This is a genomic window from Collinsella sp. AF23-2 (genome assembly GCF_003459245.1).
Taxonomy (GTDB): Bacteria; Actinomycetota; Coriobacteriia; order Coriobacteriales; family Coriobacteriaceae; genus Collinsella.
In genome coordinates this window covers 16,973-32,194 of sequence record NZ_QRVG01000009.1, presented here as the reverse complement: position 1 = coordinate 32,194, position 15,222 = coordinate 16,973, and the positions used below count along the sequence as shown (strand labels likewise).

The window sequence follows — 15,222 nt, the reverse complement described above, 5'->3', positions numbered from 1 at the left end:
TCCACATGGCTGAAAAGAAACTCAACGGTACCGTCATCGTAACCTACCGCTGCAACGCGCGCTGCACCATGTGCAACCGCTACAAGGCTCCGAGCCGCCCGGAGGAGGAGCTCTCCATCGAGACCATCAAGAAGCTCCCCAAGATGTACTTCACCAACATCACCGGCGGCGAGCCCTTCATCCGCCAGGACCTCAAGGACATCGTGCGCGAGCTCTACAAGAAGTCCGACCGCATCGTCATCTCCACCAACGGCTTCTTCACCGACCGCATCATCGACCTGTGCGAGGAGTTCCCCAACGTCGGTATCCGCATCTCCATCGAGGGCCTGCAGCAGACCAACGACAAGATCCGCGGCCTGGAGAACGGATACAACCGCGGCTACGCCACTCTCAAGAAGCTCGTCGAGCTCAAGCACCCCGACGTGGGCTTCGGCATGACGGTGCAGGACCTCAACGCGCCCGACCTGGTGCCGCTCTACAAGATCTCCGACGAGCTGGGCATGGAGTTCGCCACGGCGTCGCTTCACAACAGCTTCTACTTCGTCGAGGCCAAGAACATCATCCACGACCGACCCATGGTGGCCAAGAACTTCGAGGACCTGGTCAACGAGCTGCTCAGGTCCAACAGCCCCAAGAAGTGGTTCCGCGCCTACTTCAACCACGGCCTCATCAACTACGTCTACGGCCAGCCTCGCCTGCTGCCGTGCGACATGGCGTTCGACACCTTCTTCATCGACCCCTACGGCGACGTCATGCCCTGCAACGGCACCAAGGACAAGGAGGTTATGGGCAACCTCAACGAGGAGTCCTGGGACGAGCTCTGGAACTCCGACCAAGCTGAGAAGGTTCGCACGAAGGTCCGCCACTGCGACCGCAACTGCTGGATGATCGGCTCGGTGAGCCCGGCCATGCACAAGTACATCTGGAAGCCCGGCTGGTGGGTACTCAAGCACAAGGTGAAGGCGCTGTTCACCAAGAGGCCCTATGACATGCATGAGCTTAAGGTCGTGCGCGACTACGAGGAGGGCCGCGTGACCAAGGAGCAGCTCGACGCCTGCTCGACTTGCGACCTGTGCGCCAAGATCAACGATGGTTTGTCCGAGGCGTCGAAGGCGGACGCTCACGTGTATGAAACGCATGAGGCAATGTAGGGGTATAGCGTTGTCGGCCTCTGGCCTTACTATTTTGCGCGCAGATAGCAAGTTTTCTTAGTTATTTTGCTCGGAAGACAAGTCATCTTTTTTCTACTCGCAAGAGGAGGTATCTAAGCTTGCATTGCCCGAAGATGCGGGGCAAAGGTGAATTTGCGTTTGGCGTTATAGCTCTTTTCGTCTGCTTATTTGCCTATTGCTCTTCTCTGATAACTTATAGAATTAGTTTTGTTATTTTTGCTTTGAGTATCATGCTGATGATTGCCCTTGCCGTTCGAAGTGGCAGGATTGTGTCCTTTGATCTGAGGGCAATCGTGCCACTATTGCCATGGGGCGCGGTTGCTGTTATGGCTGCTATCGGATTTGTACTGGGCGGTGGTTACGACCTTTCTGCAACTATTGCCCTTGTCTCCGTAGTTGTTATTAGTTATTTTGCAGCTGAAAACCCTAATTGGATTCTCCCTGCCGTTAAAGTTTTTATTGGGGTTTTACTCATTTTTGCATTGGCAACTATTGCCTGCTATGTAGCGCCTCAGCTCTATACTGGTTTTATAAAACCGACGTTCTATTCAAATGTGCCAATGGCAATGGACTATCGATCGGGTTTAGCGTCACACTATAGTCATAATGGAACTTTCTGCACGATAGGCTTAATACTCGCTTCCTCTATGTCCTTTTATGGCAGCGAGTCAAGTTCAACTAAACGGTTCTACGGCATTCTTGCGTTAATTTTCTTTATTGCTCTTGTTTTGACTACAAAAAGGGCTCATTTGTTGTGCGGGATTTTTGCTATTGGTTTGGTTTACTTGCTTTCTGGCAATAGCCATAAATATCTTAAGGCTATTGGAGCCACGGTATTGGTGCTGCTTGCCGTGGCTATCCTTGCGCCTCTTGTTCCTGGCGTTGAGGCGACAATCGAAAGATTGAATTCAACCTTTTCCAGTGGTACCAGCTTCGAGGACAACGTTAACAATAGGACATTTCTTTGGAATTACGCCCTTAATGGCCTTTCCCAGGCACCCTTATTTGGCCATGGCTGGACTAGCTACTGCTATCGTTGGCCTGACGGTTTTACTATTACATATATGGCGCACAATGAGCTCCTTAATCTTTTATATGAAACCGGGTTTTTTGGAACTGCCTTGGTTCTTGCTAGCTGTCTAACAAGTTTTGTATTGACCTTCACGACTATTTCGAGGGTTGTGGAGGGGCAACAAAAAGCTTTTCTACGCCTTTCACTTTGCATTCAGGTTTTCTTTTTAAGCTATGCGTTCACGAGCGGAGCTCTATTCACAACGATTCCAAACCTGATTACGTATTTCTTTGCTATCGCGATAACTTGCAGCCTCCGGTGGAATTCAATTTCCCGCCAAAATGCTGCGTAAGAGCAACGGAGATAATTAATGGGAAAAAGTAGTAAAGCAGTTCAGTATATGAAGCATCCTTTGAGAGCTTACTCATTAATCTCAAAATGGGGATGGACTCGCTGCTTGCCTGATGAAATTCACTTAAAAATAATGTATAGGGCGCTGATTGGAAAGAATATCAATCTTGATAATCCAAAAGGCTTTAACGAGAAGCTGAACTGGCTAAAGCTTCATGATCGTAACCCCCTCTACAATATCCTTGTTGACAAGCTGGCTGTTAAGCAGTGGGTCGCTGACAAAATTGGCGCTCAATACGTTTCTGAGACTTATGACTCTTGGGACCGTGTCGAGAGCATAAGCCTCGAGAATCTTCCCAATCAGTTCGTGCTTAAGACGAATCATGACAGCGGCGGAGTTGCTATCTGCCGCGACAAGTCCTCGTTTGATTTTGATGCGGCCAAGAGGGTTCTTCGTAGACACCTCAATAGTAATTATTTTTGGTGGACAAGGGAGTGGCCCTATAAGGATGTTACCCCCATGGTCATGGCGGAGGAGTATCTCGAGGATGAAGGCTTCGATACTGGCCTAGTTGACTATAAAGTTACGTGCTTTAACGGAAATCCTCGCCTAATTGAGGTGCATAGGGGCAGGTTTGGTGAACATACTTGCAACTATTACGATCAGGATTGGAATCCAGTCACCATCGATTGGGCTGGCATCCCAGTTTCTCCTGTTGAGGTCGAGCGTCCTGAAAAGCTTGAGAAAATGCTCGAGTTGAGCAGTGTTCTCACTAGGGGAATTCCTCAAGTACGTTGTGATTGGTATGTTCTGGGCGATCGCTTAGTTTTCGGAGAGTTAACGCTGTTTAATGGGGCCGGACTTGATCCCATTGACGAGAAAAACGATTTATGGCTCGGATCGCTCATTGATTTGTCGCTTGCCTATGGGGATCAATAATTCGTTTAGAAGCACGATAAGGTGATTATTAATATGAGAATTGGTATCGTTACATTATTTGGTAATTTTAATTACGGCAATAGACTTCAGAATTATGCGCTTCATACCGTTTTGAGCCAAATGGGGCATGATGTAGATACGCTCGTTACTCTTGAAAAAACATCTGCACTTAAGTCCATTTTTCACAAGTATTTTGAAAAGGAGAACGGTGCGATAAGGTTCAGGACTAAAAAAGAGCGTGGTCGCGATGCCGCTTTTTCTAAGTTTACAGATTCTCTAATTCCTACAAGATTTATTTCAACGAACGGCAGTGGTATTTCGTCTCAATTGAATGATGAGTACGACTATTTTGTTGTCGGAAGTGACCAGGTCTGGAATCCCCTTTGGTGGGGCGATTCGCTGGAGTGCAGATGCGCCAATGATTATCTTCTTCAATTTGCCGACGCTAATAAACGAGTAGCATACTCAGCCAGTTTTGGCCTGGCATCTCTTCCCGAGAATTGGGCGTCTTCCTTTAAGGAAGCTCTTGAATGTTATTCGGATATTAGTGTGCGAGAAGATGCCGGAGCTCGCATTGTAGAGGAACTGACTGGTCGAAAAGTGCCGGTTACCCTAGATCCGACCATGCTTTTGACTGCAAATCAATGGCGTAAGATAGAAAAGCCCGTGGCTTGCAAGCAGAAGTACGTATTTCAATTTAATCTTGGCGAGCAGTCTGATGCTCAGGTTAAATTGACGGCGGAGTTGAAGTCACTCGGGTATGAAATTGTTGACTACATGAATCCTAAGTGCCGCTATTTTGGCGGCGATCCTTCGGATTTCCTTTCTTATATCGATAAGGCCGACTGCGTCTTAACCGATAGTTTTCATGCATCGGTTTTTTCGATTTTGTTTAAGCGTCCCTTTGTCGTTTTTGATCGAAAACATGCGAACGGCTCCAACATGAACAGTCGTATTAACACCTTGCTGCAGTTGTGTGGCCTCGAGGAACGTTGGGGTATCTCGGATGCGACACGCGCGCTCAACTGCGACTATTCTGGAATCGACCGTGCTATAGATATTCGCAGGGCATATTCCAATTCATACTTATTAGACGCTTTGTCACGTTAAATTCGTCCCCTTCAGTTATCGGAGAACACATGTCTCTCAAATCAGATGTTAAAGATGGCTTATATGATGTCTTGGAGAACGTTAAGATTCATCGCGCTCGACAGGCAGAAATTGCGAAGTTTAAAGATCCCAAAAGAAAATCTATTCTCAGCGATGTCGAGCTCTCTTCCGAGCAAATGCGTGCCATCGACAAGTTTTATGTTGAGAACTATGGTAGAAAAATCCCTTACACATGGCATCGGCATAATCTTGCAATTTCTGGCAAGTTCGATGTCAGGTTTTTTCCGGAACTCCTGTTTATTCCTGAGTTCGAACGATATATGAATATGCCGGTGGCGTATGCCACCGTATTTGAGGATAAGAATCTTCTTCCATTGTTTGCCGAAAGAGCTGGGGTTAGAACTCCACGTCCAATCGTTACAAGCACGTCTGGGGTTCTTCGCAATTTCGACTTCAAAGAGATTTCCAGAGAGACAGCACTTAATTTAATTGGCAACTGTGGTGCTTGCTTTGCAAAACCGACAGTAGGGACTTGTTCAGGCGAAGGCTGCGGGTCTTATTGCTTTGCTTCCGGTGTCGATGCTGCGACGGGTACAACTGCTGAAGAATTATTCGAATTGCTCGGCAGTGATTTTACAGTTCAAGAAGTAATCTCATGCCATTCTTCAGTGGTTAAATTACATCCTGAGAGCGTTAATACGCTGAGGATTATGACATACCGCTGGCAAGGCGAACTCCGTTCTTTACCTCTGCTGATGAGGATTGGTCGCGGAAAGAGTGCGGTGGATAATGCGCATGCTGGCGGCATGTTCATTGGCATTTCAAATGAAGGTTTGCTTGCACCATCGGCCCTTACTGAGTTTAATGATCGGTTCGAGAAACATCCTGACACGGGGGTTGTTTTTCAGGGATATAAGATTGCTGGTGTTCCCGGTGCTATTGATGCAGCGAAGCGCATGCATTCGTTGATGCCTCAAATGGGCCTTATCAGTTGGGACTTTACCATCGGGGAAGATGGCGCGCCGATTGTTATTGAAGCCAATATTAGGGGAGGCTCTATTTGGCTTTCCCAGATGGCGAATGGCATTCCAGGGTTTGGTGACGCAACGGCGGAAATACTTCGGTGGCTTCGTTTCATGAACAATTTGGCTCCTCACGAGCGGCTTAAATATAAATTCGGTTATAAAGATTTGGGGTAGTTGCCGCCTATGAAAGGCAAAGTATCGATAATTATTCCCGCATTTAATGTTGAGAATTATATCGGGCGTGGTGTCTCTTCTGCTCTCTCCCAGACGTATGAGGACATTGAGGTTGTCGTTGTCGACGACGGGTCGTCTGATGGCACATGGAGTGTTCTCCAGACGTATTCTGTTGATTCAAGGGTGGTGCTTTCACGCCAAGAAAACTCCGGTGTCTCTCGCGCACGCAACCATGCGCTGAATCTTGCGACTGGTGACTATGTTATCTTTCTCGACTCTGATGACTGGCTTGAACCTGAAGCATGCGAGCAGATGATGCGGATGCAAAGCCTTAAACCGGGTGCCCTAATTGCTGCAGATGCAAATTTTGTTTCTGCGGTTAACGGCTTGGAGGTTTGCGGCAATCAGATTGTCGACATGTCCATTGAGGATCTATCCTCCGATGCCGCTATTCTCCGCTTTGGAGTTTACAATTCGATACATATCGGCAGTTCCTGCTATAAGCTTTTTTCTCGTGAGTTAATTGAACGGAACGGCTTAAGGTTTGATGAGCGGATTGCCCATACCGAGGATGGTCTTTTTGTATTTAACTATCTTAAGGTATGTCGCGGCCTACACTATGAGCCCCTTGCGTTGTGGAATATTTTGGATCGCCCTGGAAGCGCTACCACCAGCGGCTTCAACCATAGTTTGCTAAGCTCTCTCAATGCTATTGATCAGATGATTGGTTATCCAGGGAACAGTCCTGAGATCGTTAGTCATCTTCGTCATTTCAAGGTTCATGAGGCTTTGAGGATTCTTGGAATGGGTATCGATTCGGGCCAAATGAGCTCGAACGAGGAAGATCGACTATTTAATGCTATTAGGTTTACCGAGTGTGACAGTTCTCAGCTAAGTGGTGTCGATAGGGTGCGTAGAGCGATGTATCTTAACGCTCCACGAATTGTTTCGAGGGCATTTAATTCAACATTGCATGCCGTAAAGAAGAGGAAATGAGAATGACTCAGCAAGAACAGTCGGGAAGGGCTGATAGGGCACCAGAAATCATCTCTCTGGGTGATTCCTGCTGTGGATGCGGCGCCTGTTCTGCCAAATGCTCGAAGGGATGTCTTTCGATGACGCCGGACGAGGTGGGCTTCTTAAGGCCCAGCTTCAATTCCGACCTATGTATCGGGTGTGGTGCTTGTGACTCGACTTGCCCCGTATTAAGTCGCAATCCCGTTGTCGAGCCTGTTGAAGTGTCTTGGGCCAAGTCTCTTTCAAGTGATGTTCTCCAGCAATCATCGTCTGGAGGGCTCTTTGGTGTGCTTGCCGATGCTGCTATTAAGTCCGATGGCGTTGTCGTTGGGGCTTCTTTCCAGGAGCACTGCCATACGGTTCGACATGAGTGTGCTACTGATTTAGAGGATCTTAAAAGACTCCAACGATCAAAATATGTTCAAAGCGAGATTCCTGCTTCTCTTTATCGAGAGGTCAAGGAATATCTTCTGGCGAAACGCTTAGTTTTCTTTACGGGCACTGCTTGTCAGGTTTCCGGCATGAGGAACTATCTGGGCAAGCTAGCAGATTCCGCTTTCTTTATTTCTGCTGACGTTATCTGCCACGGCGCCCCATCGCCTCTGCTCTGGAGAAAATGGATTGAATTCCAGTCTTCTGCCCAAAACTCTGAAATTGATGATGTCAATTTCCGGAGTAAGACGACCGGATGGTCGTCTTACTCCGTCCTTTACTACGCAAGGACGGAGAAAGACGATTGCCGCGTCACCGGCGGACGTTATGGCGACGATTGGTATATGAGAGCATTTTTGGATAACGCGTCATTACGTTCTTCATGTTTTGATTGTCCGGCAAAGCGCTCTTGCGGGTCAGATTTAACTCTTGGTGATTTTTGGGGATTCCCCTCCATTCATCCCGAAGTTGATTCCTCTATTGGGGTCTCTGCCGTTCTGTGCAATACCGATAAAGGCAAGAAATGGTTCGACAGGGTATCGCCTAAGCTTGAAATAGGGCCTTCTAGCTATGACGAGGTGATTGGCGGGAATCCTGCGCTTGCCGCTTCAGTGGCTCCTCATCCTCAAAGATGCAAATTTATGCGTGCTCTTGCCAAAGGGGCGAGTATCAAGGAGCTTTCTTCGAGGTGGAGCTTCACGGATACATTTTTTATTCGTTTGAGACGAAAGCTCAAGCGAATGCTCGGCAATTAGGCTGCATTCGTTGTAATCGCTATATGGTTTGGATAGGCAGATGACTGCAGAAAGTAAATATAAGAAATTAGTTAAGAACTCTGTGGTTTTCTTTATTGGGAACCTAGGTAGCAAGGTTATCACCTTTCTCATTGTTCCCTTTTATACTTATTATTTAACGACCGCAGAGTATGGCACAGCTGACCTTGTTACCACTACGGTCAATTTGCTCGTTCCATTTGCTATGGTTGGTATGAACGAAGCTGTTCTTCGATTCACGGTCTCGAAGGAAGTCGACGTTAAGACCATTGCGTCGAATTCGCTTCTTGTTGTTATCGCTGGCTGGGTTATTTGCTGGCTACTGTTCCCGTTGTTTCGCATGTTCAGTGTTATCGGTGTTAACGTCGTTTATTTCTTGCTCTTACTTTGCTTGACCAGCTTCAACTATGTATTCATGCAGCTTCTTCGCGGGATCGGTAAATCAAAGGCATTTGCTGCTAATGGAGTGGTCATTACATTTGTTACCGCCTTTTCGAACGTACTTGCACTTGCGGTATGGCATCTAGGTGTTGGCGGATACCTTGCTTCTATGGTCGTAGCGCAATTGATCGGTGCTTTGCATATCATCGTTTCCTGTAGACTTTGGAATTACCTATCGTTCTCCAGCTTAAATAGACATGCGCTAAATGCCATGTTGACCTACTGCATACCTCTAATTCCGAACTCGCTTATGTGGTGGATTATGTCGGCTTCCGATAGGTATGTAATACTGTTCTTTATTGGCGCCAGCGCAAACGGTATCTACAACGTTGCCCAGAAGATCCCCCAAATCGTGAACATCGTCTATAACATCTTCATGCAGGCATGGCAGATTTCGGCAATTGAAGAACGAGAATCTGCGGATAATGCTAGGTTTCAGTCGACGGTCTTTCGCTATATCTTTGTGGTTCTTGCTGTGGCATCGTCCCTTATCGCTGCGTCTGCTTACCCCGTCTACACGTTCCTCATGAGTTCGTCGTATGAAGGCTCGTGGCAGCCAGTTGCTATGCTATCGCTTGCCAATCTCTTTTCCTGCGTTGCCGCTTTCTTTGGAACAACGTATGTCGTTACTAAAGAAAGCAAGAAGGCCTTCTCTACAACTGCTATCGGAGCAATCGTTAACATAGTGCTCACTCTGCTTCTTGTTCCGGCGTTTGGAATTATGGGCGCTGCTGGCGCTACTGCTATTAGCTATGCCGTTATCGCCGCGGTGCGTGCGCGTGATACACGTAAGTTTATTAAACTTGATTTTCACAGGGGAGAGATTGCTGCCAGCTTTATTCTGATTGGCGCCCAAGTGGCTTTGTCTTTTGCACCGTTCTCTCATGGCATTCTAATTGCAGAGTTCATGCTTTTCTTCGCCCTTCTATTCGTTCTTAGGAACGGTCTCTTAGACATCGCTCGCAAGGGCATGAAGGTAGTTGGAAAGCGTAAGCAATCTGCTTAAGCGGTGTCTGATTGGGCATTTACTCGTTTGAGCACTGCTGAATAATGTGAAACAGTACCGAAGAAATTGCACATGGGTGCCGGGGCAAGCATGAGCTTCAGCGCCCATTTTGGGTAGTTTGCCGTGTGGTCGGAGTGGGCGATTGCCATGAGCTCGTCGGTCAGGCCAAAGTACAGATGGCGCTGGTCCAGGTCTCCGTACCAGTTGTCGCTGGTGTCATCCCAGGTTAGGTCCATCTGGCACCATTTGTCGTCGATCTTTACTGCGTTCCAGGTGTGGCCGTTGCCGGTGATGCGGCCGTTGGCGATGCCCGCGACGTCAAGGAGCTTGGAGTAGATGCGCTGGTAGCTCTCGCAGGTGCCCTGGTGGCGCGTGAGGCCGCTTTCGGCCGAGCACCAGTTAAGGTCGTGGTCGTATTCCAGATGGTCAAGAGTCCAGTCGTGCAGCCACAGGGCGCGGGCGTAGTCGGACCCGTCGGTATCGGCGCTGCATTTGTCGACTGCGGACTTCACGATGGCGCTGACCGCCGGATAGGCGTCGTCGTTCGCGCTCGCAAACACGTTTGAGCGCAGATAGTACACGCCGGCCGCCTTATCCATCAGGTAAAAGCGCAGGTAATAGGTGCCGCTAGCGGTCATTTCGAACTGGTAGTCGTGCGATGTGCATTCGCCGGTGTATTGCTGCCACTGGTTACGGCTGGGGTCGGCAACGCTTTCGCTGCTACCGTCGGGATCCATATACGTCGGTGCGTCCATGCGGAATTGGTACGCACCGCTTCCGCCCGTCGCAGTCACATGGAACGTGGTCTCCTGGCCGAGCCTCGGGTCGTTCCATTGGACGGTGAGCGTGATGTCGCCGCTTTGCGCGGTGGTGCTGTGCTGGTAGTTCGCGGCCGCGTTCGCCGGTTTGATTTCAAATGGGATCGCGCAGGTGCCGCTGTAGTTCTGGTCGTCGGCGGTCACAACGGCGGTCGCCTGACCGATGGCTACGTTGTTCTCGTAGGCGACAGTGTACTGGTCGCTCGGCACGGTCGACGACGTGACGGTGGGCATCACGGGATTGCCCGTGTAGCGAATGTCGGTGTCCTCGATACTGAACATGCTGGCGTCGATCGGCTGCGTTGCGTTGGCCGTTACATTGGTGCCGGAGGCGGCGCTGATTTGATCGTTTGCCCGGGCTTGGCCCGACGTGGTTTCGGCTGGGCTCTCGTTAGGTTTGCCGGCGCTTTGCGCGGCGGGTTCTGGCGCACTGGCGATTTCGGCAAGCGCGGGTGACGGGATAAAACCAACCGTCATTACGAGCGAGAGCGCGATGGAAAGGACGCAGGAGGCAGGCTTACGCATGACGGCCCCTTTTCTGTAATCGGAACAGGTACGATTCTGCAAGCGTACCGGCATTTCAACGATTGCAGTATAAACGAAAAACCGCAGGTTGTAGACGAGTTTGGCGTGTTTCAAGGGCGCGGTAAGCATTTGCCTTTCCAAGCGATGTTGCGAACGCAGACTGGTGATTGCTTGCTGGCTTGTGGTGGTGTTTGGGTTGCTAAGCGAGGGCTGCTTGTTGCGTGGGTTGGTTTTATTGGTGTGGGTTTGGACACTGTATGGAGATGACGATGGCTGGAGCGGGGTAGGGAGTTGTGGTGCGGATTGGGGATGCTGGGTGGCTGGCCGATTGCATGCAACGGCCTAACGCGTTGTTTGCGGTGCACGGCCAATAGATCTCTGTAGGGGGCCTACCCAACGTAAGGCGTCTGAAGGCATTTCCCTGGAAGCTCGGGCTTCCTGGATATCTTGGCGATTAAGATTCGCCCCATGCTCAGCCGGCATATAGAATGGACTGTGGACGTGACGATTGCCTGCTGCTGACATGTTGGTTAATCGACGATGATGGCAGCGACGGAGATTGATTGGGGCAGTCGGCATGTTCGCGAGCGAAAAGGCGGCCCTGCTCGGCGATGTGCCGACTTTTATTGTAGCGAAGGCGTTGGTGACGCCGAGAGGCGGCAAGGCCGACAAAACTATTGCGAAGGCAAGGGATCAACATGGCATTTGAAGCACGTCAGAGTACGGTTGGAAAGCTGCTTAATGACTCAATCTATAGAATCCCTCGCAATCAGCGCGCTTACGTGTGGGATGAGCATAACTGGAAAGATCTATTCGAAGACATCAAGCTTGTGACAGAGGAAGTTGCTACGTCGCATTTCATCGGTTCGATAGTGCTGATGGAGGAAGAAGAAGAAGACAGCCTCGGGGTTTTTACAATAATTGATGGTCAACAAAGAGTTATTACCCTAACGCTCTTGCTGTCTAGCCTCATGTTCGCTTTCAAGAAAAGGAATATGATTAACCACGCTAATGGCACAAAAAAATATCTAGTGGCGATAGATACTAAGGATGTTGAGCACGCGATCGTCGCTCCGGAGAATCATTTATCATTAACGAGGATCGTCGAAGGAGTAATTGCTATCTCTCCTGAAGATGCGGCTGCCATGTCTGCTGTGGCTTTCTCGAAGAGCAAACGCGCGTCCGGATCAAAAGACGAACTGATCGTTAAAGCCTTCCAATATTTCAGTGCAAGTTTCGCCAAGATGAAGGATGAGGAGTTGCTGGCCTTCAGGGATGCGGTCATTTCTGTCGCATATGTAAACATCAAATCATCGTCTGAGGAAGATTCGTACACAATATTCGAAATATTGAATGCGCGAGGTATCGAGCTTGAGGACCATGAGCTTCTGAAGAACTATATTATGCGCTATATCCATCCTATAGAAAAGCGCGATGATGCAAAACAGGTATGGTCGGAAATTGAAGCAACAGTCGGCTCGAACATGAAAGCTTTTTTGCGTCACTACGCAATTCAAAAATATCGCCTAGGTCAAGGCGACAAGGATGGAGCATATAAGAAAATAAGGGATTTTACGGATCCAAAGAAGGCTGCTGATCTTCTCTATGATTTAAGGCTAAAAGCCGGATATTATGCAGAGATTGTCGAGCCAACCAGCGATGACAGAAATGCGGAAATCTTGAGTTTCTTAAGAACACACAATGTCCGCGTCTTCAGGCCGCTTCTTATGAGTTTAATGCACGCTCGCGAAATAGAGCAGCTAACGAGCGAGCAGTATGATGATGCGATTGGATTTATTTACCGGTTCTATATTTGCTATAAGATAATCGGGGGAATGGAGTCGAACCACCTATCGGATTCGATCGTGAAACACTCATACGCAATCGAGTTGAACTGCACCCAGCAAGTGTTAGATGAGTGGAAAAATAGTTTTAACGAAAAACTGCCTTCAGAAGAAACATTTCGAATTAATCTCCTTTCGCTTGGATGGTCCCATTCGTGGCCGTTGTATAGCGAAACAAAGTTGAAGGATCGCTGCAAGTTGGTCCTTGCCTTGCTCGAGGAGCTTAAGTCTGGTGTTAGGGTTTCTGAGGCATTCACAATAGAGCACATTCTTCCGGATTCGCAGGCTCAGGAAAACTCGATTATTGGGAACTTGCTCATGCTAGAAGAGCGACTTAACGCGAAATGTAAAGACAAATCGCTTAAGGAAAAGCTGCCCATATACGCTGAATCGCGTTATGCCACTACAAGAGCTTTTGCTAAACGCTATGCGAATGGTTGTTTTGACGTTAAGAAGCGCGTTGATTTTATCGCGAAAGATTTGTTTGAAATGGTCATCCGCTAGCTTGCACCGCGCGGCCGCGGCGCTTGAGCTCGTCAAGAAGTGCATCGACCCGGCGATAAGGCGGCAGGCCGAAGGGTTCGAATGGGATCCGAAAGCGCTGGAGTAGGCTCTCGCGTGGCCATAGGAAAGGTAAGGGTGGAAACCGATGGCGGACAAGGAGCGACCAAGGTGAACGAGGATGACATCATCGGCGTCGTGAGGGAGTACCTCGAGGACAAGGAGAACTCGTACGCCCTCATGCTTACCGGGGAATGGGGATGCGGGAAAACCTACTTTGTCGAGCACGCACTGACCGAGAAGCTGGAGGAGGATGAGAGCCGGCATCCCGTCGTGGTGGCGTCCGCCTACGGCGCCAAGGACTTAGCGGAGCTCTGCGGGGCGATTGAGTCTGGTTTCATCTCGAAATACGCCATAGGGTGCGCGGCCGGCGGGGAGAGGGGCAGGTGGGATTCACTCGTCGGGTTCGCCAAGGACACGGGAATATCGTTCCTCGGGAAAAAGATCAGGGAGCTGGAGAAGAAGGCGGGCGTCGATCTCAAGATGGCGCCGCTGAATGCCGTGAACCTCATCATCGGCCCCGAGACCCTCCTCGTCATAGACGACGTGGAGAGGTGCGACATGGGCATTCGCGAGCTGCTCGGGGCGGTCGACCACCTCGTCGTCGGCTGCAGGAAGAAGGTCCTCCTCGTCTGCAACGAGGATGAGTGGAGGAAAGGGCTAGGACCGAAGGGGGAGAAGGGGACGACCAGGGAGTACGAGAGCCTCATCGAGAAGACCGTCTGGCGGAAGTGCCGGTTCAGGCCCTCGGTCGGCTCGGTTGTGGAACGCGTTCTGGGAGGCGTGCTGGGCGGCATCTACCCAGGCGCGCTCGAGGACGCCGTTTCGGCGATTGAAGGAAGCGAATCGCCGAACTTGCGATCCCTCAGCAAGATGCGCCCCGTGCTGGTCGGGATGAAGGAATCCGGGTTCTTCGCTGAACCCACCGACCCGGAGTCTGCCAGGGCAGTTTTCAAAGAGGCTTTCGGCTTTGCAGCGGGGGCGGCGAAGGGGATGCGCATCGGGCCTCCGTCAAGCCGGGAGGATTCCATCCTTAGGGGTGGCATTTTCGAGTCGCGCCGGCTCAAATACGCCGCTCTGGACTTCATCCCCCGCTTTTTCGAGAGGTGTGAGGGGGTCGATTCCAAGCATGTTCGTTCCTGCCTGGAAGATTACCTTGCGACCTTTCATCCCGACGGGCCGGCCGCGCGGAAAGCTATTGAATGTATCGACGGCATCAGACACGCCACTTTCCGCGATGCCGATGTCCCTGGCATGGTGGAGACTATAGTCGCCGGGATTGTCCCCGGGGACGGGAGCCGCGGCTTGTCGTTCGACGTCTATCCCGACGTCCTGCGTGCCGTCAAAGGCATTGCGGGGGAATTTGCTGACGCCTTTCCCGAAGGGGTCGCGCCGCTCGTCAAGGCGATGGAATCCTCCATTGGACGGGATCCCGAGTCTGCAGTGAGGTCAATCGGAAAGAATCGAGTCGAATGGCAGGAGATCCCTTTCGACTCGAGCGAAGCGCATGAGATTCCGGCTTTGGAGGAGGTCGACAGGCTGAGGGAGCTCGCCTTGACGACGCTACGCGAACGGGAGTCGGAGTCTCTTGGCAACGTCCTGAAAAACGCCCCCGACCAATTCGCGACGAAGCTCTATCTGGCTTTCTCGAAATCAGATGACTGGTCGGAACCCATCCTGTCGCTCATTTCCCTCGACACTTCCCTCCTCGCGAGGGCGATGGAGAAGATGCCTCCCGAAGATATTCGGCTTGTGCACAGTGTCCTTTTTCCGGGCGACCACATGAGGTCGTGCACGGCCTCGCTCGAGGGCGAGGACAGGAAGGCCCTCGTAGCTTGGGCCAAGAGGCTCGGATCGGAGATCGGCAAGGTCGAGACCATGGAGTATTACCAAAGGATCTATTTCGACGCCATATCCAAGAGTCTCGAATGTCTTGCCGATATCTAGGATCCGCAGCTTTTGCCAAGTTGAAACGTGGCTTAGGATTTGCAGAAGATCTTCTAATGGCAGTCTTACGACAA

At 50.3% G+C, this 15,222-nt stretch carries 11 protein-coding genes; 10 read left to right on the top strand and 1 reads right to left on the bottom strand.

Annotated features, from left to right (window positions below; all coding sequences use genetic code 11):
* Positions 1-5 precede the first annotated feature (5 nt).
* The 8 genes from DWY03_RS05200 (at position 6) to DWY03_RS05165 (ending at position 9,453) form a co-directional block, all read left to right on the top strand.
* Positions 6-1,151, top strand: coding sequence for a radical SAM protein (locus tag DWY03_RS05200; protein WP_117840072.1), 1,146 nt, complete (start codon positions 6-8; stop codon positions 1,149-1,151).
* Between the two features lie 119 nt (positions 1,152-1,270).
* Positions 1,271-2,536, top strand: coding sequence for an O-antigen ligase (locus tag DWY03_RS05195; protein ID WP_147334510.1), 1,266 nt, complete (start codon positions 1,271-1,273; stop codon positions 2,534-2,536).
* A gap of 105 nt (positions 2,537-2,641) precedes the next feature.
* Positions 2,642-3,475, top strand: coding sequence for an ATP-grasp fold amidoligase family protein (locus DWY03_RS05190; RefSeq protein WP_158558627.1), 834 nt, complete (start codon positions 2,642-2,644; stop codon positions 3,473-3,475).
* 33 nt (positions 3,476-3,508) lie between these two features.
* Positions 3,509-4,585: a polysaccharide pyruvyl transferase family protein gene (locus DWY03_RS05185; RefSeq protein ID WP_117840069.1), complete on the top strand. Its 1,077-nt coding sequence runs from the start codon at positions 3,509-3,511 to the stop codon at positions 4,583-4,585.
* 29 nt (positions 4,586-4,614) lie between these two features.
* Positions 4,615-5,784 (top strand): sugar-transfer associated ATP-grasp domain-containing protein, encoded by a 1,170-nt coding sequence (locus DWY03_RS05180; protein WP_117840068.1) that lies wholly within the window; start codon positions 4,615-4,617, stop codon positions 5,782-5,784.
* 9 nt (positions 5,785-5,793) lie between these two features.
* On the top strand, positions 5,794-6,780 hold the full coding sequence (locus DWY03_RS05175) for a glycosyltransferase family 2 protein (protein ID WP_147334508.1): 987 nt from the start codon (positions 5,794-5,796) through the stop codon (positions 6,778-6,780).
* 2 nt (positions 6,781-6,782) lie between these two features.
* Complete coding sequence (locus DWY03_RS05170; RefSeq protein WP_158558626.1) at positions 6,783-7,988, top strand: Coenzyme F420 hydrogenase/dehydrogenase, beta subunit C-terminal domain; 1,206 nt, start codon at positions 6,783-6,785, stop codon at positions 7,986-7,988.
* Between the two features lie 40 nt (positions 7,989-8,028).
* On the top strand, positions 8,029-9,453 hold the full coding sequence (locus DWY03_RS05165; protein WP_117840065.1) for a lipopolysaccharide biosynthesis protein: 1,425 nt from the start codon (positions 8,029-8,031) through the stop codon (positions 9,451-9,453).
* On the opposite strand, the gene DWY03_RS05160 is transcribed toward DWY03_RS05165, so the two are convergent.
* Positions 9,450-10,796: a transglutaminase domain-containing protein gene (locus tag DWY03_RS05160; RefSeq protein ID WP_117840064.1), complete on the bottom strand. Its 1,347-nt coding sequence runs from the start codon at positions 10,794-10,796 to the stop codon at positions 9,450-9,452. The two genes, DWY03_RS05165 and DWY03_RS05160, sit on opposite strands and share 4 nt — an antisense overlap.
* A 698-nt stretch (positions 10,797-11,494) precedes the next feature.
* Here DWY03_RS05160 and DWY03_RS05155 point away from each other — a divergent pair.
* Together DWY03_RS05155 and DWY03_RS05150 are read left to right on the top strand one after the other, a co-directional pair.
* Positions 11,495-13,144, top strand: a complete 1,650-nt coding sequence (locus tag DWY03_RS05155) for a DUF262 domain-containing protein (RefSeq protein ID WP_117840063.1) — start codon at positions 11,495-11,497, stop codon at positions 13,142-13,144.
* Positions 13,145-13,312: 168 nt separating this feature from the next.
* Positions 13,313-15,148, top strand: coding sequence for a P-loop NTPase fold protein (locus DWY03_RS05150; RefSeq protein WP_158558625.1), 1,836 nt, complete (start codon positions 13,313-13,315; stop codon positions 15,146-15,148).
* Positions 15,149-15,222 lie beyond the last annotated feature (74 nt).